Annotated in this window: 17 protein-coding genes; 12 read left to right on the top strand and 5 right to left on the bottom strand. The window is 68.5% G+C overall.

From position 1 onward, the window contains the following. Nucleotides 1–22: 22 nt before the first annotated feature. Complete coding sequence (locus tag RZO50_RS10185; RefSeq protein ID WP_322599628.1) at nucleotides 23–2,074, bottom strand: M3 family metallopeptidase; 2,052 nt, start codon at nucleotides 2,072–2,074, stop codon at nucleotides 23–25. A gap of 91 nt (nucleotides 2,075–2,165) precedes the next feature. Here RZO50_RS10185 and RZO50_RS10180 point away from each other — a divergent pair, with 91 nt between their 5' ends. Both RZO50_RS10180 and RZO50_RS10175 read left to right on the top strand, forming a co-directional pair. Further along, a complete protein-coding gene (locus tag RZO50_RS10180) occupies nucleotides 2,166–2,792 on the top strand; it encodes a helix-turn-helix domain-containing protein (RefSeq protein WP_322599627.1) in 627 nt (208 codons plus the stop codon). Beyond that, nucleotides 2,789–3,001, top strand: a complete 213-nt coding sequence (locus RZO50_RS10175) for a hypothetical protein (RefSeq protein ID WP_322599626.1) — start codon at nucleotides 2,789–2,791, stop codon at nucleotides 2,999–3,001. The genes RZO50_RS10180 and RZO50_RS10175 overlap by 4 nt, the downstream gene beginning before the upstream one ends. Nucleotides 3,002–3,011: 10 nt before the next feature. Here RZO50_RS10175 and RZO50_RS10170 read toward each other — a convergent pair whose 3' ends face one another. Then, the gene (locus tag RZO50_RS10170) at nucleotides 3,012–3,179 is read right to left on the bottom strand and encodes a hypothetical protein (protein ID WP_322599625.1); all 168 of its coding nucleotides are present in this window, start codon (nucleotides 3,177–3,179) and stop codon (nucleotides 3,012–3,014) included. Between the two features lie 80 nt (nucleotides 3,180–3,259). Further along, a complete protein-coding gene (gene valS / locus RZO50_RS10165) occupies nucleotides 3,260–5,824 on the bottom strand; it encodes a valine--tRNA ligase (RefSeq protein WP_322599624.1) in 2,565 nt (854 codons plus the stop codon). A gap of 322 nt (nucleotides 5,825–6,146) precedes the next feature. On the opposite strand from valS, the gene ileS reads away from it, so the two are divergent. The 4 genes from ileS to ndk are packed head-to-tail and all read left to right on the top strand — an operon-like array spanning nucleotide 6,147 to nucleotide 11,636. Next, nucleotides 6,147–9,479, top strand: a complete 3,333-nt coding sequence (gene ileS, locus RZO50_RS10160; protein ID WP_322599623.1) for an isoleucine--tRNA ligase — start codon at nucleotides 6,147–6,149, stop codon at nucleotides 9,477–9,479. Then, nucleotides 9,476–10,831, top strand: coding sequence for a bifunctional folylpolyglutamate synthase/dihydrofolate synthase (locus RZO50_RS10155; protein WP_322599622.1), 1,356 nt, complete (start codon nucleotides 9,476–9,478; stop codon nucleotides 10,829–10,831). The genes ileS and RZO50_RS10155 overlap by 4 nt, the downstream gene beginning before the upstream one ends. Beyond that, a complete protein-coding gene (locus RZO50_RS10150) occupies nucleotides 10,824–11,222 on the top strand; it encodes a DUF4233 domain-containing protein (RefSeq protein ID WP_322599621.1) in 399 nt (132 codons plus the stop codon). The genes RZO50_RS10155 and RZO50_RS10150 overlap by 8 nt, the downstream gene beginning before the upstream one ends. Continuing rightward, complete coding sequence (ndk, locus tag RZO50_RS10145; RefSeq protein ID WP_322599620.1) at nucleotides 11,223–11,636, top strand: nucleoside-diphosphate kinase; 414 nt, start codon at nucleotides 11,223–11,225, stop codon at nucleotides 11,634–11,636. It begins immediately after the preceding gene. Between the two features lie 52 nt (nucleotides 11,637–11,688). Here the strand turns inward: ndk and RZO50_RS10140 are convergent, their stop codons facing one another. After that, a complete protein-coding gene (locus RZO50_RS10140) occupies nucleotides 11,689–12,306 on the bottom strand; it encodes a vitamin K epoxide reductase family protein (protein WP_322599619.1) in 618 nt (205 codons plus the stop codon). A 307-nt stretch (nucleotides 12,307–12,613) separates the two neighbouring features. Between RZO50_RS10140 and RZO50_RS10135 the strand changes: the two genes are divergently transcribed. Further along, a complete protein-coding gene (locus tag RZO50_RS10135) occupies nucleotides 12,614–15,124 on the top strand; it encodes an Rne/Rng family ribonuclease (RefSeq protein WP_322599618.1) in 2,511 nt (836 codons plus the stop codon). A gap of 21 nt (nucleotides 15,125–15,145) precedes the next feature. Here the strand turns inward: RZO50_RS10135 and RZO50_RS10130 are convergent, their stop codons facing one another. Further along, nucleotides 15,146–15,418 (bottom strand): DUF4031 domain-containing protein, encoded by a 273-nt coding sequence (locus RZO50_RS10130; protein ID WP_322599617.1) that lies wholly within the window; start codon nucleotides 15,416–15,418, stop codon nucleotides 15,146–15,148. A 180-nt stretch (nucleotides 15,419–15,598) separates the two neighbouring features. Between RZO50_RS10130 and rplU the strand changes: the two genes are divergently transcribed. From rplU to RZO50_RS10105, 5 genes are all read left to right on the top strand, one after another. Beyond that, nucleotides 15,599–15,907, top strand: coding sequence for a 50S ribosomal protein L21 (gene rplU / locus RZO50_RS10125; protein ID WP_322599616.1), 309 nt, complete (start codon nucleotides 15,599–15,601; stop codon nucleotides 15,905–15,907). 20 nt (nucleotides 15,908–15,927) lie between these two features. Further along, entirely contained in the window at nucleotides 15,928–16,185 is a 258-nt protein-coding gene (rpmA, locus tag RZO50_RS10120) for a 50S ribosomal protein L27 (RefSeq protein ID WP_194424704.1), read from the top strand. 82 nt (nucleotides 16,186–16,267) lie between these two features. Next, nucleotides 16,268–17,776 carry a GTPase ObgE gene (gene obgE / locus RZO50_RS10115; RefSeq protein WP_322599615.1) on the top strand — a complete coding sequence of 503 codons (1,509 nt, stop codon included), beginning with the start codon at nucleotides 16,268–16,270 and terminating at the stop codon, nucleotides 17,774–17,776. Then, nucleotides 17,773–18,606: a glutamate 5-kinase gene (gene proB, locus RZO50_RS10110; protein WP_322599614.1), complete on the top strand. Its 834-nt coding sequence runs from the start codon at nucleotides 17,773–17,775 to the stop codon at nucleotides 18,604–18,606. Before obgE ends, proB begins: the two co-directional genes overlap by 4 nt. Nucleotides 18,607–18,615: 9 nt before the next feature. Continuing rightward, nucleotides 18,616–19,875, top strand: a complete 1,260-nt coding sequence (locus RZO50_RS10105) for a glutamate-5-semialdehyde dehydrogenase (protein ID WP_322599613.1) — start codon at nucleotides 18,616–18,618, stop codon at nucleotides 19,873–19,875. The last annotated feature ends 26 nt before the right edge of the window (nucleotides 19,876–19,901 follow it).

The raw sequence follows: 19,901 nt of genomic DNA, 5'->3' as shown, positions 1-19,901 counted from the left end.
GCACGGCGGGGGCTCTTTCTGGTCAGTCCGTGAGTCCGCGGCGCTCCAAGAGAGGGCGGATCTCGGCGTCACGGCCGCGGAAGTGGCGATACGCCTCCAGTGGATCCTTCGAACCGCCCACGCCGAGCAGCCGCACTCGGAAGCGGTCTCCGTTCGCACGGGACAGGCCGCCATTCTCCCGGAACCACTCGACGGTGTCGGCGTCGAGGACCTCGCTCCAGATGTACGAGTAGTAGCCGGCGCTGTAGCCGCCGGAGAATACGTGCGCGAAATAGGCGGACGAGTATCGCGTGGGGACCGCGGGGTGGTCCAACTCGATCTCCCGAAGGGCCGCGGCTTCGAAGGCCGCGACATCGATCTCCTCGGCCGCAGCCGCTGCATCGAGTGAGTGCCACGCCTGATCGAGCCATGCGGCCGCGAGATACTCGCTGGTGGCGAAGCCCTGGTTGAACGCCTCGGAGGCGTGCAGGCGCTCGACGACGTCGGCCGGGAGAGGCTCGTCCGTGTCGATGTGGCGCGCGTACGACGCGAGGACCTCCGGCCAATAGATCCACATCTCGTTGACCTGACTCGGAAACTCGACGAAGTCGCGGAAGACGTTGGTGCCCGCGAAGTGCGGATACGTGACTCTGGCCAGCAGGCCATGGAGGGCGTGGCCGAACTCGTGAAAGAGCGTCGTGACCTCATCGAGCGTCAGCAGAGTCGGGCTCCCGGCCGACGGCTTGGACACGTTCAGGTTGTTCACCACGACCGGGGCTGTTCCGCGCAGGGCGGACTGCGACACGATCGGGTTCATCCAGGCGCCGCCCCGTTTGCTATCGCGCGTGTAGAGGTCGAGGATGTACAGCCCCAGAGGCGAACCGTCGGCATCGAACACCTCGAAGACGCGGGCCTCCGGGTGGTAGGCGACAAGGTCGGTGCGTGGGGTGAAGGTCAGCCCGTACAGTTCGCCGGCGGCCCGGAAGACGCCGTCGTGCAGCACTCGTTCGGCTTCGAACCACGGCCGCAGAGCCGAGCGATCGAGCTCGTACCGGTCGGCGCGGACCTTCTCGGTGTAGAAGGCCCAGTCATGCGCCTCGACCAGGTGCGGCGCCGGTGCTCCTGACGCGATCTGCTGCAGCTCCCCGTGCTCTCGCGCGGCGTTCCTTGCGGCCGGAGCGGCCAGGCGACGCAGCATCTGCGCGACGGCTTCCGGCGAACCTGCGGTCTGGTCGGCGGTGACGTAGGCGGCGTGGGAAGGGTAGCCCAGCAGTGCCGCTCGCTCCGCGCGCAGTCGCACGATGTCCAAGAGCACGCCGCGGTTATCGTGCGTGCCGCCGCGGCTGCCGCGCGAGCGCGAGGCCGACATGATGCGCTCGCGGCTGTGCCTGTCGGTGAGCGATGACAGGTAGGGATGCCCGGTGAACAAGGGTAGCGCGACGACGTAGGAGCTCGTCAGCCCGCGCTGTTCGGCAGCTGCCGCCGCGGCGGAGATCTCGCCCTCGGTGAGACCGTCGAGGTCTGCGACGTCGTCGAAGACGACGGCGAGTTCGTTGGTATCGGCGAGGAGGTTCTTCTCGAACGCGGTCGTCAGTATCGACAGCCGCCGGTTCAGGTCGGAAAGGGTCTGCTTCTCCTGGGGGTCGAGACCCGCTCCGGCGTGCGCCATCTCGCGATGGTGACGCTGCACGAGGTAGCGCTGTTCGGCGTCGAGATCGAGGTCGTCGAGCCGATCGAAGAGGTCCTTCACCCGGACGAACAGGCGCGCATCCAGCCGGATCGCGTCTTCGTGTGCCGCCATGAGCGGAGCGAGCTGTTCATCGATCTGCTGGATCTTCTCCGTCGCGTCCGCCGAGGAGACGGTGTAGAACGCGTGAGCGACGTCTTCGAGCATCCAGCCTGACTCTTCGAGGGCGAGGATCGTGTTCTCGAAGGTGGCCGGCTCGGGAGAGGTCGCGATGCGGTCCACCTCGTCGCGGTGACGTGCGAAGGCGGTCTCGAATGCGGGCAGATAGTGCTCGGGTCGGATCCGGGCGTAATCGGGAAGTCCGTACGCCAGGGGTGAGGGGGAGAGGAGGGGGTTCGCGTCGAGCATGCCCTCAGCCTATGCCGAGGCAGGGCGGTCACAGAACGTTCTTTGCAAAGACACGCTTGCAAAGAAGTCTTTGCAGTTCTATGCTCGCACCATGGACGACCAGCAGAACGACGCCGCGGGTCAGGCGGCGACGCGCCATGCCGCCGATCGCGTGCTGGACGCCGGCGCGCTTCGCGCGCTCGCGCACCCCCTGCGTGTGCGCATCTACGACATCTTGAGTCAGTACGGTCCGCAGACCGCGAGCACCCTCGCCGAGCACCTCGGGGAATCCAGCGGCTCGACCAGCTACCATCTGCGCGCGCTGGCGAGACATGCACTGATCCAGGAGTGTGCCGATCGGGGAAGCGGCCGCGAACGCTGGTGGGAGCGGCCGGTCGGCGGGGTCTCCTTCACCAGACCGGCCGGTGCCCGGACGCCGTCCGAGCGCTCGGCGACCCAGCTGGTCATGAGCGAGTTCTTCCGCCACCGCCAAGATCGCCTCCTCGACTTCGTGATGCGCTCCGAGGAAGCAGAAGAGGATGACTGGTCGAAAGGGGCGATGGTCTCGACGGCGACCGCGCGCCTCACCCCGGAACAGCTCGAGGAGCTCTCCGGCCGCATCATGGCGATCATCGACGAGACCGTCGACCGTCATCGCGACCAGAAGGGCGAACGGGTGCGGCCCGTCTCGATTCGGGCCGATCTGTTTCCCCTCGCCACGCTCGAGGAATCCTCATGACCGCGCTCGGCCAGACCTCGCACCTGGCGGGATCAACGGCTTTCGATCGCACGCTCCTGCGTGTCTCCGAGGTGCTTGCCGCCCATGTCGCCGCCCGCGTCACACGGCGCGTGCAGGCTGTGCGCGCCTGTGCGGCCGAGGCCGCGATCCACTACGACACCCGACGAGGCATCGAGCGGTCTCGAGGCGCGCTCGGAATGCTTCCGTAAGCGTCCGGCCTCAGGCGAAATCGTCGTCCGGGGCGTGACGGACGACGGCCTCACCGTTCTCGTCGAGCTCGACGAGAACGCCCGTGGCCAGCTCGGCGATGGGCTTGCCCTCGAGCCAGGTGAGGGTCCATCGCGGCCGCGGCGCGCCGAGCACGTCCACGGGGATGGTGGCGTCCACCCCCGCGATTCCATCGCGGAGCGCGGCCGGTACCACCGCCGGCGGCTCCTCACCCGAAGTCCATCGTGTTCCGAGTCTCATCAGGCCTCCCCGAACTCGATTTCGACGACCGCGGTCGCGGCCGTCTCCGCGTAGGACAGATCGGCGATCCGCCCCACTGCCTTGAGGTCACCCTCGGCCAGGCGCAGGGCCGCCAAGCGGTCCGCCGGAGCGCCGAGGACCAGGCGCGCGACCGGCGTCTTCTGCGAAGCCTTTGCCTCGGTCTTCGCGCGTCGGATACCGACCAGTGCCTCGCCGACGGCGCTCAGCACGGCCGGGTCGCCTGTGCCTCCGGCGGGCTCAGGCCACGCCGCCGTGTGGATCGACCCGTCCTCGAACCACGACCACGCCTCTTCGGTCGCGAACGAGACCACCGGAGCGAGCAGGCGCAACAAGGTCGACAGCGCGGTGCGCAGAGCGAGGGCGGCCGAGGGCTGGCCCACGTCGGTGCGATCGTAGGCGCGTTCCTTGACCAACTCGAGATAGTCATCGCAGAACGTCCAGAAGAACGACTCGGTCACCTCGAGCGCACGTGCGTGGTCGTAGCCCTCAAGAGCCTTCGTCGCCTCGGCGACGACCCCGTCGAGGGTGACGAGCATCGACGCGTCGAGTGCGTGAGTGATCTCCGCATCCGCGGGCACAGGGAAGGACAACACGAACTTCGCCGCGTTCAGGATCTTGATGGCCAGGCGACGACCGATCTTTACCTGCGTCGGGTTCTGCGGGTCGAAAGCGGCGTCCGCGCCCAGCCGGCTCGAGGCAGCCCAGTACCGCACCGCGTCCGATCCGTGGGTGGACAGGATGTCGGCAGGGGTGACCACATTCCCTTTGGACTTGGACATCTTCTTGCGGTCGGGGTCGACGATGAAGCCCGAGACCGCGGCGTCACGCCAGGGGGCGCGGTCATCTTCGAGCACGCTGCGCAGCATCGTGGAGAACAGCCACGTGCGGATGATGTCCTGTCCCTGCGGGCGGAGATCGAACGGCGAGACGAGGTTCCACAGCGACTCGTCGCGTTCCCACCCGCCGACCAGTTGCGGCGTGAGCGAGGAGGTGGCCCAGGTGTCGAAGATGTCGCGCTCGGCGTCGAAGCCGCCGGGCACGCCACGCTGATCCTCGGTGAAGCCCGTCGGCACGTCGACCGTGGGGTCGACCGGAAGGTCGGCGACGTCGGGAACGATGACACGGGAATAGTCCCGCTCGCCGCGATCGTCCAAGCCGTACCAGACGGGGATCGGCACTCCGAAGAATCGCTGGCGCGAAACCAGCCAGTCGCCCGTGAGGCCTTCCGTCCAATTCTCGTACCGCACCCGCATGAAGTCGGGGTGCCAGGACATCTCCCGGCCGAAGGCGATCAGCCGCTCGCGCAGCTGCTCGTCGCGGGCGCCGTTGCGGATGTACCACTGGCGGGTCGAGACGATCTCGAGCGGTCGATCGCCCTTCTCGAAGAACTTCACCGGGTGGGTGAACGGCTTGGAGACCTCGACCAGCTCGCCGCGTGCCTGCAGCAGGTCCACGACCGCCTTCTTCGCGCTGAACACGGTCTTCCCGGCGAGCTCGGCATACGCCTCCCGTCCGGCCGCGGAGACGATCACGTCCGGCGCGTCGGCGATCACTCGACCGTCCTTGCCGAGGATCGTGCGGTTGGGGAGATTCAGTTCACGCCACCAGATGATGTCGGTCATATCGCCGAACGTGCAGATCATCGCGATGCCCGACCCCTTGTCGGGCTGGGCGAGGGGGTGGGGAAGCACCGGCACCTCGACATCGAACAGCGGTGTGCGCACATTCGTCCCGAACAGCGGTCGATAGCGCTCGTCGTCGGGATGCGCGACCAGCGCGACGCACGCGGGGAGCAGTTCGGGCCGCGTCGTCTCGATGTGCACATCGCCGGTTCCGTCGGCCTTGTGGAACGCGAGGCGGTGGTAGGACGCCTGCTGGTCGCGGTCCTCGAGCTCGGCCTGGGCGATCGCCGACCGGAAGTCGATGTCCCACAGGGTCGGCGCGAGTGCCTGATACGCCTCACCCCGCTCGATGTTGCGGAGGAAGGCGAGCTGGCTCGTTCGGATGGTGTCGTCGCTGATCGTGCGGTAGGTCTGCTCCCAGTCGACGCTCAGACCCAGCTGACGGAACACCGCTTCGAACTGCTTCTCGTCTTCGACCGTCAGCCGCTCGCACAGTTCGATGAAGTTCCGTCGGCTGATCGGCACCTGGTCGGCCGGCTTGATCGTCTTCGTGGTGCCCTCGAACGGCGGGGTGAAACCTTCCTCGTAGGGCAGTGAGGGGTCGCACCGAACGCCGTAGTAGTTCTGAACGCGACGTTCGGTGGGCAGCCCGTTGTCGTCCCAGCCCATGGGGTAGAAGACCGACTTCCCCCGCATACGCTCGTACCGGGCCTTGATATCGGTGTGGGTGAAGCTGAAGACGTGCCCGATGTGCAGGCTTCCGGAGGCCGTGGGTGGGGGAGTGTCGATGGAGTAGACCCCGTCGCGGCCGCTCGCTTCGGCTGCCGCGCGGTCGAAACGATAGGTACCCGCGTCCTTCCACGCGACATCCCACTTCGCTTCGAGTCCTTCGAGGGCGGGCTTGTCGGGGATCTCGGCCATGGTGCTCCTTGCGCGGTATGGGCGGCACTGTGTGAGCGTGCCTGAATGTGCGTGGTGAGGCCCAGTCTACCGACGTGCTCGACGCGTCGCTGGGCGCGTAGAATGGGGGCATCGACATCGATCCGGCCATCACCGGGGAGTCCTCGGAAGAACGTCCGTCTCGGCAGGGGCGGACAAGTAGAACCGAGCGGGGCAGGCCCGTCACAGCCGCAGCCAGAGAGGTCCCGCGCATCCGAACGGACGCGCGAGGCACGCGGGGTGGTACCGCGGCTCTCCCGACGGGAGGGTCGTCCCCGCAGGACGACGAACCTGCGAGAGTGCGATGACCTACCCCCGATCCTCCTTCGGCCCCGCCGCCGACGTGCAGCCGAGCCCGCGCTTGCCCGACCTCGAACAGCAGACGCTCGCGTTCTGGGCCGACGACGACACCTTCCGCGCCTCGATCGAGCGCCGCGAGGGTGCACCCGAGTGGGTCTTCTACGACGGGCCGCCGTTCGCCAACGGCCTGCCCCACTACGGCCATCTCCTCACCGGGTACGCCAAGGACCTCTTCCCGCGCTTCCAGACCATGCGCGGCAAGAAGGTCGATCGCGTGTTCGGGTGGGACACCCACGGCCTCCCCGCCGAACTCGAGGCGATGAAGCAGCTCGGGATCACCGAGAAAAGCGAAATCGAGGCGATGGGCGTCGCCACCTTCAACGACAAAGCGCGGTCGTCCGTCCTCGAGTACACCCGTGAGTGGGAGGACTACGTCACCCGTCAAGCCCGATGGGTGGACTTCGAGCGCGGCTACAAGACCCTCGACACCGGATACATGGAGTCGGTGCTGTGGGCCTTCAAGACCCTCCACGAGCGCGGTCTCGCCTACGAGGGGCACCGGGTGCTGCCCTACTGCTGGCGCGACGAAACCCCTCTGTCCGCGCATGAGTTGCGCATGGACGACGACGTCTACAAGATGCGGCAGGACCCGTCGGTCACGGTCACGTTCCCCCTGGTGGGCGCGAAGGCCGAATCGATCGGCCTCACCGGCGTGCGCGCATTGGCCTGGACGACGACGCCGTGGACCCTGCCGACGAATCTGGCGCTCGCCGTCGGGCCCGACATCCGCTACGTCGTGCTGCCCGCCGGCCCCGACGGTGCGCGTGACGTGCGGGGCGGGGACGACCCTCTCGAGGCCACATCGCACCGCTACCTGCTGGCCGAGGAGCTGCTCGGCGGCTACGCCAAGGAGCTCGGGTACGAGTCGGCGGAGGCCGCGCGGGATGCCGTGACGCAGACGCTCCTCGGCCGCGACCTCGCCGACGTCTCCTACGACAGGTTGTTCGACTACTACGCCGACGCCGAGACGTGGGGGACGGGAAGCGCGTGGCGGATCCTGGTGGACGACTACGTCTCGACCGGGGATGGCACCGGAATCGTGCACCAGGCGCCGGCGTACGGTGAGGACGACCAGCGCGTCACCGCCGCGGCGGGCATTCCGCTGATCATGAGCCTCGACGACGGCGGTCGATTCCTGCCGCAGGTGACCGACGTCGCCGGTGAACTCTGGATGGATGCCAACCGTCCACTCATCCGCCTGCTCGCCCGGAACGGCCGCATCCTGCGGGAAGCGAGCTACGAGCACTCCTATCCCCACTGCTGGCGGTGCCGGAACCCCCTGATCTACAAGGCCGTCTCGAGCTGGTTCGTCCGCGTCACCGACATCAAGGACCGTCTGCTCGCCGGGAACGAACAGATTTCGTGGGTGCCCGACAACGTCCAGCACGGTCAGTTCGGCAAGTGGCTTGAGGGTGCGCGGGACTGGTCCATCAGCCGCAACCGGTACTGGGGAACGCCGATCCCCGTGTGGAAGAGCGACGACCCCGAGTATCCGCGCGTGGACGTCTACGGTTCGCTCGAGGATCTCGAGCGCGACTTCGGGGTGCTCCCTCGCAACGAGCGCGGCGAGGTCGACCTGCACCGGCCCTATATCGACGACCTGACGCGCCCGAACCCCGACGACCCGAGCGGCCGCTCGGTGATGCGCCGTATCGAGGACGTCCTCGACGTATGGTTCGACAGCGGTTCGATGCCGTACGCGCAGGTGCACTACCCGTTCGAGAACCAGCAGTGGTTCGACGAGCACTCGCCGGCAGACTTCATCGTCGAGTACATCGGTCAGACACGCGGCTGGTTCTACGTCATGCACGTGCTCTCGACGGCCCTGTTCGACCGTCCGGCCTTCACCGGGGTCTCGTGCCACGGCATCGTGCTGGGCAGCGACGGACAGAAGATGTCCAAGTCGCTGCGCAACTACCCGGATGTCAGTGAGGTGTTCGACCGGGATGGCTCGGATGCGATGCGCTGGTTCCTGATGTCCAGTCCCGTGCTTCGCGGCGGCAATCTCGTCGTCACCGAGGAGGGGATCCGTGCGGGAGTGCGTGAGTTCCTCCTCCCGCTGTGGAACTCGTGGTATTTCTTCGCGACCTACGCCAACGCCAGCGGTGACGGCGGGTACGCGGCGGCATGGCGGACGGACAGTCCGGATGTGCTCGACCGCTACATCCTGGCGCTCTTGGGAGACCTCGTCCGCGACGTGGCCGCCGACCTCGAGGGTCTCGACTCGACCACCGCCGCGGCACGCCTGCGCGACTTCGTCGAGGTGCTCACGAACTGGTACATCCGTCGCTCCCGAGACCGGTTCTGGGTCGGCGTCACGGACGACCCCGCCAGCCGTCAGGCCTTCGACACGCTCTACACCGTGCTGGAGACGCTCACGCGGGTGGCGGCGCCGCTGCTTCCTCTCATCACGGAGCAGGTCTGGAAGGGGCTCACTGGTGGCCGCAGCGTGCACCTGCAGGACTGGCCCGACCCCGCAGACTTCGCACCGGCGACCGACATCCGCTCGGCCATGGACGCCGTGCGGGAGGTCTCGAGCGTCGCCAACGCGCTTCGCAAGCGGGAGGGGCGTCGCGTGCGCCTGCCGCTGGCGACGCTGACCGTCGTCGTGCGCGATGCCGAGGGGCTCGCTCCGTTCGAGGCGATCCTGCGCGAAGAACTCAACGTCAAGGCGGTGCGGTTGGTAGAGCTCGACGACACCGTGGCCGAAGAGTACGGCATCAGCCGTCGACTGAGCGTGAACGCTCGGGCGGCCGGTCCGCGCTTGGGCAAGCAGGTGCAGCATGTGATCAAGGGAGCCAAGGCGGGTGTCTGGGAGGAGCGCGAGGGCGTCGTCGTCGTCGACGGCATCGCGCTGGCGGAGGGGGAGTACGACCTCACCCTCGAGGCCGGGGGCGTCGCCGACGGTGTCGCGATCTCGCTCCTCGAGGACGGTGGCTTCGTGCTTCTGGACACCGTGACCACACCGGAGCTCGAGGCCGAAGGCCTCGCTCGCGACATGATCCGCGCGGTGCAGGACACCCGCAAGGCCGCCGGTTTCGATGTGAGCGACCGCATTCGGTTGGAGCTGGTGTTCGCCGACCCGGCCGACCGCGCGGCGGTCGAGTCCGCGTTCGACATCGCCGACGTCGCCGGCGAGACCCTGGCCGTCGCCTACGTCCTCGCAGACGCGCAGTCGGCTGCGGTGGCGGAGTTCGACCACACCGTCACCGCCGGCACCTACGCCAATGCGGGTGATGTGACCGTCCGGGTGACCAGGGAGGGGGTGTCGGCATGAGTGATCGCGACAGGTCCGACGCCGTCTACGCCGCGCTCCTGGAGCGGGCGGGGGAGCGATGGGTTCAGCCGCGGATCGAGCGGACGCAGCGCGTGCTCGATCTTCTGGACAACCCGCAGCGCACGTACCGCGTGGTGCACATCACGGGCACGAACGGCAAGACCTCCACCGCACGGATGATCGACGCCCTGGTGCGCGCCCACGGTCTGCGTACCGGGGTGTTCACGAGCCCGCACCTCGAGCGCTTCACCGAGCGCATCCTCATCGACGGCGAACCGATCGAGGACGCGGCGATCGTCGAAGCCTGGGAGGAGATCTCCCCATTCGTCCACATGGTCGATGCGGAGCTGGCCTCAGACGGACAGGACCCCCTCACGTTCTTCGAACTGCTGACGGTGCTCGCCTTCGTCGCCTTCGCCGACGCTCCGGTCGACGTGGCTGTGATCGAGGTGGGCATGGGCGGGTCATGGGATTCGACCAACACCGCCGACGGCGACGTGGCGGTGCTCGCTCCGGTGGGTATCGACCACGCGGACCGTCTGGGAGGAACCCTGGCCGAGATCGCCGCGGTCAAGTCCGGGATCATCAAGGACGGAGCGCTGGTGGTGTCGGCGCGCCAGAATCCCGACGCGGAGGCGGTCATCCGTGCCGCGGCGAACGACCGCGGTGCGCGTGTCGCGTTCGAGGGACGTGATTTCGGACTCACCGAGGCGCGCCTGGCCGTCGGCGGGCAGCAGCTCTCCGTCCAAGGGCTCGCCGGGCGTTATGACGAGGCGTACCTTCCCGTCTACGGCTCCCACCAGGGCCAGAACGCCGCGCTGGCGATCGCCGCGGTCGAGATGCTGCTCGGTGCGGGGGAGCGACCGGTATCGGCAGAGGTGCTCGCGGAGGCGTTCGCCGTCGTCTCGACGCCCGGTCGCCTCCAGCTGCTCGGAACCGATCCGACGGTGCTGGTCGACGCCGCCCACAACCCGCACGGCGCAGCGGCGTTGGCATCGGCCCTTCGGGAGTCGTTCGCCTTCGAACAGTGGGGGCTGGTCCTCGGCGTCCTCGGAGACAAGGATGCCGAGGGCATCATCGCGGCCCTCGCGCCGGCGGCAGCGCGCGTGTTCCTCACCGCGCCGGCATCGGACCGCGCCGCCGACCCTGACGCGCTGGCGGACATCGCCGAGGCCGCCGGCCTGGATGTGACCGTGCATGTCGACCTCGCCGCGGCCGCGGAGGAGGCGCGGGCATGGGCGGGTGAGTCGTCCCAGCGGGCGGTGGTCGTCGCCGGCTCCGTCGTCCTGGCGGGTGAGGCCATCGGGCTGGCGCGCGCCGAGGGCTGGAAGCGGGGCTCCGGTGATGAGTGAGCGGCGGCCGCGGCGAGCTCGTGGAGCCGCGGAGTCCCTGGGAGCGGTCGTCCTGGGTTTCGAGTCGATCATCGTCTTCCTCGGTGGGCTCGTCATCTTCGGACTGCGCGTCCTGCCGGATCCGATCCCGCCCTGGTGGGGGATCATCGTGGGAACCGTCGTCGCGTCGGCGATGGTGGTCACCGCCGGAGTGCTGCGATACCGCGCGGGGATCGTGGCGGGCTGGGTGCTCCAAGGTGTCGTGGTTCTCGGGGGACTGCTCGTTCCGGCACTCGCGGTCGTCGGGCTCATTTTCGGTGCGATGTGGGCGTATGCGACCATCAAGGGGGCGGCTTTGGACCGCCGGAACGCCGCGCACGCCGCAGACGCGGACCCCACGAACGGAGACTGAATGGCCACCGAAGAAACCCTCGTCCTCGTCAAGCCGGACGGCGTCGCCCGGGGCTTGACCGGAGCGATCCTCGCCCGGATCGAGGCCAAGGGCTACGCGCTCGTCGACCTGCGCCTGGTCGAGCCCGACCGTGAGCGCCTCGAGCGGCACTATGCGGAGCACGCAGGCAAGCCGTTCTACGAGCCGCTGCTCGAATTCATGATGTCGGGTCCCTCCGTGGCGATCCGTCTCGCCGGCAACCGCGTGATCGAAGGCTTCCGATCGCTGGCCGGAACGACAGACCCGACCTCGGCGGCCCCGGGGACGATCCGGGGTGACCTGGGCCGAGACTGGGGCCTGAAGGTTCAGCAGAACCTGGTGCACGGCTCCGACAGCCCCGAATCGGCGGCTCGGGAACTGTCGATCTGGTTCTGAACCGCTGAGAAGGCGCCGCCCCGTCGGGCGGCGCCTTCTCCCGTGTCGGGGGTCAGCCGAAGATCGTCTGGAAGATATTGGGCAGGGCGTTCAGCTGCACCTGCGCGAGCAGCACGATCACCGCGTAGCTGATGATCGCCATGAGGGGCACCCATGCCATCAGCCCGGCGGCCGCTCGACGAACGCGCGTGGGAACGGGCACGGCGCCCGAGCGCAACAGGTGCACGGTCACCGCATAGAACGAGGGGATCGTCACGGCCCAGGTCACCATGCACCACGGGCACAGGGTGCCCAGGTCGAAGATGCTCTGCCCGATGAGCCAGACGACGAAACCGAACGCGAAGGCCATCCCCGCCCAGAAAGCCCACCAGAACCACCGTGCGAACCGCGCGCCGGCCAGAATCGCCATCCCGACCACGATCGGTGCCATCCAGCCGGTCAGGCCGAGGATCGGGTTGGAGAAGCCGAACACGCTGCCCTGCCACGAATCCAGGTTCGCGCTGCACTGCACGAGCACGCTGAAATCGCACGATGCGGACGCGGTGGGGTCGGCGAGTCGATCGAGCTTCTCGACGGTCAGGCTGAAGGCGGCGAACCAGCCGATCGCGCCGGCCACGATGAGCCAGACCGCCAGCCCCGTGGGGCGCGTGTGCAACGAGGGCGAAGCCATGAGTCGAGCCTTCCATCGTCCGCTATGGGTCTGCTGTGGAGGGGGCGACGGCGGCCGTCGCGCGCGGTTCGCACATTATCTGGGCGGAAGTGCGATAATGATCGTCGATGCACGGCGGCCGCGCCGCCACGGGCATCGACAGAAGACTTCGGGCGACGAACGCCCTATCGCCGTCGCAGCACCCGCCGAAGCGGGGACGACGGCAGACCGAGTGAGTTCGCGGAACGACTCGTCCCCGGTGGGCGAGCGGGACGCATGAGATTTCGACGGGTGACGCGCGGTGTCACCCGCGGGGAGTACGCCAGAGATGGCCGATGGAAACGATGCACACGTCGACACCCACTCCGATTCGGAGGGGGCGGGCGATGCGACCGTAGAAGACGGCGCCGTCGCCGAACAAGAATCGACCGGGTCGGACGCGACGCAGCAGGCTCCGGTCGCCGATGTCGCGCCGGCGCCTTCCGGGGAGCCCGCGCCTTCGGTGGCGCCCTTGCCCTCTGGGGAGTCCGCGCCTTCCGCGGCGCCCACTGCCGGGGCGGCTCCTGCGCCCCCGGGTGAGGAGACGGCGCCCGCCGAGGACGCCGACCGGGCGGGACGCGCCGGGAACGCCTCCGAGTCGACGGCCGACGCCGCGCCCGGTGCGGACACCCCTCCCGCTGCGGCGCGCGAGGAGACGCCGAAGGACCCCGAGAAGCCCACGGCGGTCAGTCTCGGCCTTCTGCCCGAGCAGTTCGTCTCGGCCGTCTCCACGCAACTGCACTTCTATGCTCCCGAGATCACTGCTCTGCCGCCCCTGCCTCGTGCCGATCAGGAGGAGGAGCGAGAGCAGGGCTCGGGCGGATCGCGTCGACGCGGTCGCCGACGCGGCGGCGCCACCCAGAACGATCGACCAGACGATTCGGGTGGGGACGCGCCGAAGCAGTCGAGCCGCAAGCGGGCGGTCGAGGTCGTCAACGAGCCGCAGCGCATCAAGGGCTCCACTCGGCTGGAGGCCAAGAAGCAGCGCCGTCGGGATGGTCGTGAGGCGGGCCGACGCCGAACCGTCGTGACGGAGGCCGAGTTCCTCGCTCGCCGCGAAGCGGTCGACCGGGTGATGGTGGTGCGCTCGAAGAACGGTCGCGTCCAGATCGCCGTCCTCGAGGACGACGTCCTCGTCGAGCACTACGTGGCGCGGAACCAGGACTCGTCGCTCATCGGCAATGTGTATCTCGGGCGGGTCCAGAACGTCCTGCCGAGCATGGAAGCGGCCTTCGTGGACATCGGTCGCGGTCGCAACGCCGTGCTCTATTCGGGCGAGGTGGATTGGGACGCCGTCGAGACGGGCAATCAGCCTCGACGCATCGAACTCGCTCTCAAGTCCGGCGACAAGGTTCTGGTGCAGGTCACCAAAGACCCCGTCGGCCACAAGGGAGCGCGCCTGACGAGTCAGATCTCGTTGCCCGGTCGATATCTGGTCTACGTGCCCGGCGGGGCGATGAACGGCATCTCCCGGAAACTTCCGGACACCGAGCGGGCCCGACTGAAGAAGATCCTCAAGGAGGTCCTCCCCGAGTCTTCCGGTGTCATCGTGCGGACGGCCGCCGAAGGCGCCACCGAGGAGCAGCTCACCCGCGATGTCAACCGGCTGACCACTCAGTGGGAGCACATCGGGCGGCAGGTCGAGTCTCAGCAGGCTCCCGCTCTGCTGCACTCCGAGCCGGACCTGCTGGTCAAGATCGTCCGGGATGTCTTCAACGAAGACTTCTCCAAGATGCTCATCCAGGGCGAAGACGCCCACCACACGATCACCGCCTACCTCGAGGGCGTCGCCCCCGACCTGCTGGAGCGTGTGGAGGCATACGAGGGAGATCGGGATCCGTTCGATCGCTTCCGCATCACCGAGCAGATCGAGAAGGCGCTGGACCGCAAGGTCTGGTTGCCCTCGGGAGGGTCGCTGGTCATCGACCGCACCGAGGCGATGACCGTCGTCGACGTCAACACGGGGAAGTTCGTCGGGTCCGGTGGCAACCTCGAAGAGACGGTCACCAAGAACAACCTGGAAGCGGCGGAGGAGATCGTCCGACAGCTGCGCCTGCGGGACATCGGCGGCATCATCGTCGTCGACTTCATCGACATGGTGCTCGAATCCAACCGCGATCTCGTGCTGCGGAGGCTGGTCGAATGCCTGAGTCGTGACCGCACCAAGCACCAGGTGGCTGAGGTCACGTCGCTCGGACTCGTGCAGATGACGCGCAAGAAGCTCGGCCTGGGCCTGCTCGAGACCTTCAGCGAGGCGTGCGCCGTGTGCGCCGGGCGCGGCGTGATCGTCCACCACGACCCCGTCGTCAAGCACCGCTCGCAGGGGTCCTCCTCCGGGGGCCGGCGCCAACGTCAGAACAACAACGGCGGTTCGAACGGCGGCGGGTCGACCGCGGCCTCCGGCAGTGGAACCCACACCATCACCGAGGGCGTGAAGTCGGCCCTCGCGCAGATCGCCGCCTCCACCATTCCGCCCTCGCAGGCCGATGCGGTCGCCTCCGGCGATGTCCAGGTCGAGGTGGAGCTGCCCGCCCCGAAGGACGGCGCCCCGGCACCCGGGGAAGGACGCGGTCAGGCCGGGTCCGAGCAGCCCGAGCGGCCGAAGAAGCCGCGCCGCAAGAAGCCCGAAGGCTCGAAGAAACCGCGCACCGAGACGGATGTGCTGCTGGATTCCGTGCTCGAAGCCCTACCCGAGCCGAAAGCGCCGGGGCAGGGGCGGGGCCGACGCCGCGTGACCACGGCCGCGCTGACCGGCACGCCGGTCAGTACGGTGGTGCCGCCGGCGCCCGCGGAGGACTGACGGCGCCGTGAGCGGTGCGGGTCAACGCCCGCGCCGCTCACGCGCCGTCACGCGCAAGCCCGAGGCGATCAGGCGTCGGACCAGTTCGCGTCCGCCGACCGGCTCCGCGCCGGCGGCGACGAGATCGTCGTATGCGGAGTCGGGGACGTCGTAGTGGTCCACGTCGAACCCCCGGCGCGGTATGCCCTGTGCAGACGCGAAGCGGTGCAGCTCCTCGAGGTCGGAGTCGCTCACCAGGTGCGACCACAGGCGACCATGCGCGGGCCATCGGGGGTCGTCGATGAGGATCGCCATCCCGTGATCCTATGTCGGGCGCCCGCTTTGCGTCGGGCGGGGGCTTCCGGTAAAGTATTCCTTTGGTGCGTAGCGTGCCGCTGGCTTACGGCGACACGCCGAGAGCGTGGCTTCCGCACCGATACCCGTCTTTCAAGACAATCGGAGCCGAGCGCTCCCCAAGACGAAACAAGGTGTGAAGTGGTTTACGCAGTTGTGCGCGCCGGTGGCCGGCAGGAGAAGGTCGAGGTCGGATCGATCGTCGTTCTCGATCGCCTCGCCGCGAAGATCGGCGACAAGGTCCAGCTCCCCGCCGTCCTGTTCGTCGACGGCGACGCCGTCACGACCGACGCGGACAAGCTTGCGAAGGTCTCCGTGACCGCCGAGGTCCTCGGTGAGGAGCGTGGCCCCAAGATCGTGATCCAGAAGTTCAAGAACAAGACCGGCTACAAGAAGCGTCAGGGGCACCGTCAGGACCTCACGCGCGTCAAGGTCACCGGCATCAAGTAACTCCAGGAAGAGAAGCTGAGATGGCACACAAGAAGGGCGCAAGCTCCACCCGCAACGGTCGTGACTCCAACGCGCAGCGCCTCGGCGTGAAGCGCTTCGGCGGTCAGGTCGTCAACGCTGGCGAGATCATCGTCCGCCAGCGTGGGACCCACTTCCACCCGGGCGCCAACGTCGGCCGCGGTGGCGACGACACGCTGTTCGCCCTCGCCGGTGGCTCCGTGGAGTTCGGCAACAAGGGCGGCCGCAAGGTCGTCAACATCGTCGCAGCGGCGGAGTGATCCGAAGCTCGCGAGAAGTCTTCGATGAGGGGCGGGCTACGGCTCGCCCCTCATCTGTATCCACATCCTTGAGGGGAATGACATGGTCACCTTCGTCGATCAGGTGACCCTTCACCTGCGTGCAGGAAAGGGCGGCAACGGCTGCGTGTCGGTGCGGCGTGAGAAGTTCAAGCCGCTCGCAGGCCCCGATGGCGGCAACGGTGGGAACGGCGGTGACATCGTGCTGGTCGCCGACCCGCAGGAGACGACGCTGCTGTCGTACCACCATTCCCCGCACCGAGCCGCCGACAACGGCGGCTTCGGGATGGGCGACAACCGGTCGGGCGCGGCAGGAGAGCATCGCGAACTTCCGGTCCCGGTGGGCACGGTCGTCAAATCGCCCGACGGCGAGACGTTGGTCGACATGATCCATCCCGGCATGCGCTTCGTCGTGGCGCCCGGAGGACTCGGCGGCCTGGGCAACGCCGCTCTCGCCTCGCCCAAGCGCAAGGCCCCGGGATTCGCGCTGCTGGGCACGCTGGGGTGGGAGGGCGATGTCGTTCTCGAACTCAAGACCGTCGCCGACGTGGCCCTGGTGGGTTTCCCCTCCGCGGGCAAGTCGAGCCTGATCGCGGCGGTGTCGGCGGCGCGGCCCAAGATCGCCGACTACCCGTTCACGACGCTCCACCCGAATCTCGGCGTCGTCCAAGCGGGCGACCTGCGCTTCACCGTCGCCGACGTGCCCGGTCTCATCGAGGGCGCCAGCGAGGGGCGGGGGCTCGGGCTCGAGTTCCTCCGCCACGTCGAGCGATGCACCGCGCTGGTGCACGTGCTGGATTGCGCGACCCTCGACCCCGGGCGTGACCCGCTGAGCGATCTCGATGTGATCCTCGGCGAGCTCGCGGCGTACCCCGTCGCGGACGGACAGGTGCCGCTGATCGAACGACCGCAGCTGGTCGCCCTGAACAAGCTGGACGTCCCCGAGGCGCAAGACCTCGCCGACCTCGTCCGCCCCGAGCTGGAGGCGCGCGGATTCCGCGTGTTCGACATCTCCACGGTGGCGCGCTCGGGGCTTCGCGAGCTCACCTTCGCTCTGGGAGAGATCATCTCCGCCCACCGCACCGCCCGCGTCGAAGACGGCCCGCAGGAGCGCGTGGTGATTCGTCCCCGCGGCTCGGAGAAGGACTTCTCGGTGCGCGTCGAGGGCGGCACGTACGGAAACGTCTATCGGATTCTGGGGACCAAGCCCGAGCGGTGGGTGCAGCAGACCGACTTCCAGAACGAGGAGGCGGTCGGATTCCTCGCGGACCGCCTGGACAAACTCGGCGTGGAGGACGAGCTGTTCCGCGCCGGGGCGGCCCCCGGTGCGACCGTCGTCATCGGCGAAGGCGACGGTGTCGTCTTCGACTGGCAGCCCTCGCTCAGTTCTGCGGCCGAGCTCATGACCGCGCCCCGCGGCACCGACCCTCGCATCGATCCGTCGTCCCGACGCACGACCTCCCAACGGCGCGAGCGCTATCACGAGCGCATGGACGCCAAGGCCCAGGCGCGCGCCGACCTCGAGGCCGAGCGACTCGCCTCGTCGGGATGGGATCAGGAGGACGACGCGTGAGTGTCGACGATCGGACACAGCTGCCGGGCGCGCGTCGCGTGGTGGTGAAGGTCGGGTCCTCATCCATCAGCGGTGAGAACCGGCACAAGATCGGCCCGATCGTCCACGCTCTCGCCGCCGCGCACGCGCGGGGCACCGAGGTGGTCTTGGTGTCATCCGGCGCCATCGCGACCGGCATGCCCTACCTCACCCTCGACGAGCGCCCCACCGATCTCGCCACCCAGCAGGCCGCCGCCGCGGTCGGTCAGAACGTCCTGATCTACCGGTACCAGGACGCTCTGCGGCCGTTCGGTGTGGTGGCCGGGCAAGTTCTTCTCACGGCGGGCGACCTCGAGAACGCGACGCCCCGCTCCAACGCGCGCCGGGCCATGGAACGTCTGCTGGGTCTGCGCATCCTGCCGATCGTGAACGAGAACGACACGGTGGCGACGCACGAGATCCGCTTCGGCGACAACGACCGGCTCGCTGCCCTCGTCGCCCGCCTCATCGGCGCGGACGCACTCGTCCTGCTCAGCGACATCGAATGCCTGTACACCCGGCCCCCGAGCGAGCCGGGCGCCCGTCCGATCGACCGCGTGGCGTGGGGCGACGACCTGGAGGAGTTCGAGTTCGGCGCGACCGTGGTCAACAGCGTCGGGACGGGGGGAGCGGCGACCAAGGCATCCGCCGCCAAGCTTGCCTCTGCGGCCGGCATCGGCGTCCTGGTCACCAGCGCCGACCTCGTCTCGGATGCCCTGGAGGGGCGACACGTCGGCACCTGGTTCGAGCCCGATCCAGATGTGGATCGCGCCCCCGTCACCGGCGCCGTCCGGGCGGCCGTGGATCGCTAGGCTGAAGGGATGAGCATCGTGACGGAGACGTCCGCGCGCGAGCGCATGAGCCTGGCCAAGGACGCTGCGCGCCGCATCGGCCTGCTGAGCGACGAGGAGAAGGCGGATGCGCTCCACGCGATCGCCGACACCCTCGACGCGGCGACCGATGAGATCGTCGCGGCGAACGCCGAGGACCTCGAGCGGGGCACGCGTACCGGACTCGCCGAAGGTCTCCTGGATCGGCTGCGGCTCGACGGCCCCCGCGTCGCAGCCCTCGCGGCGGCGGTCCGCGAGGTCGCCGGACTTCCCGACCCGGTCGGCCGAGTGCTCGATCGACGCACCATCGGAGGTGGGGTCGAACTGACCAAGGTCTCGGTTCCTTTCGGAGTCGTCGGCGCGATCTACGAAGCGCGCCCCAATGTGACCGTCGACATCGCCGCGCTCGCGCTTCGCTCCGGCAACGCGGTGGTCCTGCGCGGCGGGACTGCCGCGGAGGCGACGAACGCCGCTTTGGTCTCGGCGATGCGCTCCGCCCTTTCCGGGCGCGGCATCGACCCCGAGGCGATCCAGACCATCGACGCCTTCGGGAGGGAAGGCGCCCGCGAGTTGATGACGGCTCGCGGTCTGATCGACATCCTGATTCCGCGAGGCAGCGCCCAGCTCATCGAGACCGTCGTCACGGAGTCGACCGTTCCGGTGATCGAGACCGGTGCGGGCGTCGTGCACATCTTCGTCGATGCGACGGCGCGCTCGGACTGGACGCGGGAGATCGTCGTCAACGCCAAGGCGCAGCGTCCGAGCGTCTGCAACGCGGTCGAGACCGTGCTGGTCCACCGTGACGCGCTCCCGCTCATCCCGGTGCTTCTGGATGCGCTCGATGCGGCGGGTGTGACGGTGCATGGGGACGAGGTCGTGTGCGCCCTCTCGCCGAAGGTCGTCCCGGCGACCGATGACGACTGGGCCACGGAGTACCTGAGCCTCGACCTGTCGATGCGCGTCGTCGACGGTCTCGACGAGGCGCTCCAGCACATCCGCACCTACTCGACCCACCACACCGAGTCGATCATCACCGAGGATCACGGCAACGCCGAGCGCTTCCTGGCGGAGGTCGATTCGGCGGCGGTCCTCCGCAACGCCTCGACGCGATTCACCGACGGGGGAGAGTTCGGTTTCGGCGCCGAGGTGGGCATCTCGACGCAGAAGCTGCACGCGCGGGGTCCCATGGGGCTCCCCGAACTGACGAGCATCAAGTGGATCGGGCGAGGCGCAGGACACGTCCGCGGCTGATCGCAAATAGACTGGACGGCGACCGG

This window comes from Microbacterium xanthum (assembly GCF_034531355.1).
In the GTDB taxonomy this organism is placed as follows: Bacteria; Actinomycetota; Actinomycetes; order Actinomycetales; family Microbacteriaceae; genus Microbacterium; species Microbacterium xanthum.
The sequence above is the reverse complement of the archived record's forward strand: the minus strand, read 5'-3'. Positions and strand labels throughout refer to the sequence as shown.

Coding starts and splice junctions, on each gene's coding strand:
- RZO50_RS10175 (WP_322599626.1), top strand. CDS start 2,789: ATGACCGCGCTCGGCCAGACCTCGCACCTGGCGGGATCAACGGCTTTC.
- obgE (WP_322599615.1), top strand. CDS start 16,268: ATGGTCACCTTCGTCGATCAGGTGACCCTTCACCTGCGTGCAGGAAAG.
- ndk (WP_322599620.1), top strand. CDS start 11,223: ATGGCCACCGAAGAAACCCTCGTCCTCGTCAAGCCGGACGGCGTCGCC.
- ileS (WP_322599623.1), top strand. CDS start 6,147: ATGACCTACCCCCGATCCTCCTTCGGCCCCGCCGCCGACGTGCAGCCG.
- RZO50_RS10140 (WP_322599619.1), bottom strand. CDS start 12,306: ATGGCTTCGCCCTCGTTGCACACGCGCCCCACGGGGCTGGCGGTCTGG.
- RZO50_RS10155 (WP_322599622.1), top strand. CDS start 9,476: ATGAGTGATCGCGACAGGTCCGACGCCGTCTACGCCGCGCTCCTGGAG.
- RZO50_RS10180 (WP_322599627.1), top strand. CDS start 2,166: ATGGACGACCAGCAGAACGACGCCGCGGGTCAGGCGGCGACGCGCCAT.
- RZO50_RS10185 (WP_322599628.1), bottom strand. CDS start 2,074: ATGCTCGACGCGAACCCCCTCCTCTCCCCCTCACCCCTGGCGTACGGA.
- RZO50_RS10150 (WP_322599621.1), top strand. CDS start 10,824: ATGAGTGAGCGGCGGCCGCGGCGAGCTCGTGGAGCCGCGGAGTCCCTG.
- valS (WP_322599624.1), bottom strand. CDS start 5,824: ATGGCCGAGATCCCCGACAAGCCCGCCCTCGAAGGACTCGAAGCGAAG.
- RZO50_RS10135 (WP_322599618.1), top strand. CDS start 12,614: ATGGCCGATGGAAACGATGCACACGTCGACACCCACTCCGATTCGGAG.
- RZO50_RS10105 (WP_322599613.1), top strand. CDS start 18,616: ATGAGCATCGTGACGGAGACGTCCGCGCGCGAGCGCATGAGCCTGGCC.
- rpmA (WP_194424704.1), top strand. CDS start 15,928: ATGGCACACAAGAAGGGCGCAAGCTCCACCCGCAACGGTCGTGACTCC.
- RZO50_RS10130 (WP_322599617.1), bottom strand. CDS start 15,418: ATGGCGATCCTCATCGACGACCCCCGATGGCCCGCGCATGGTCGCCTG.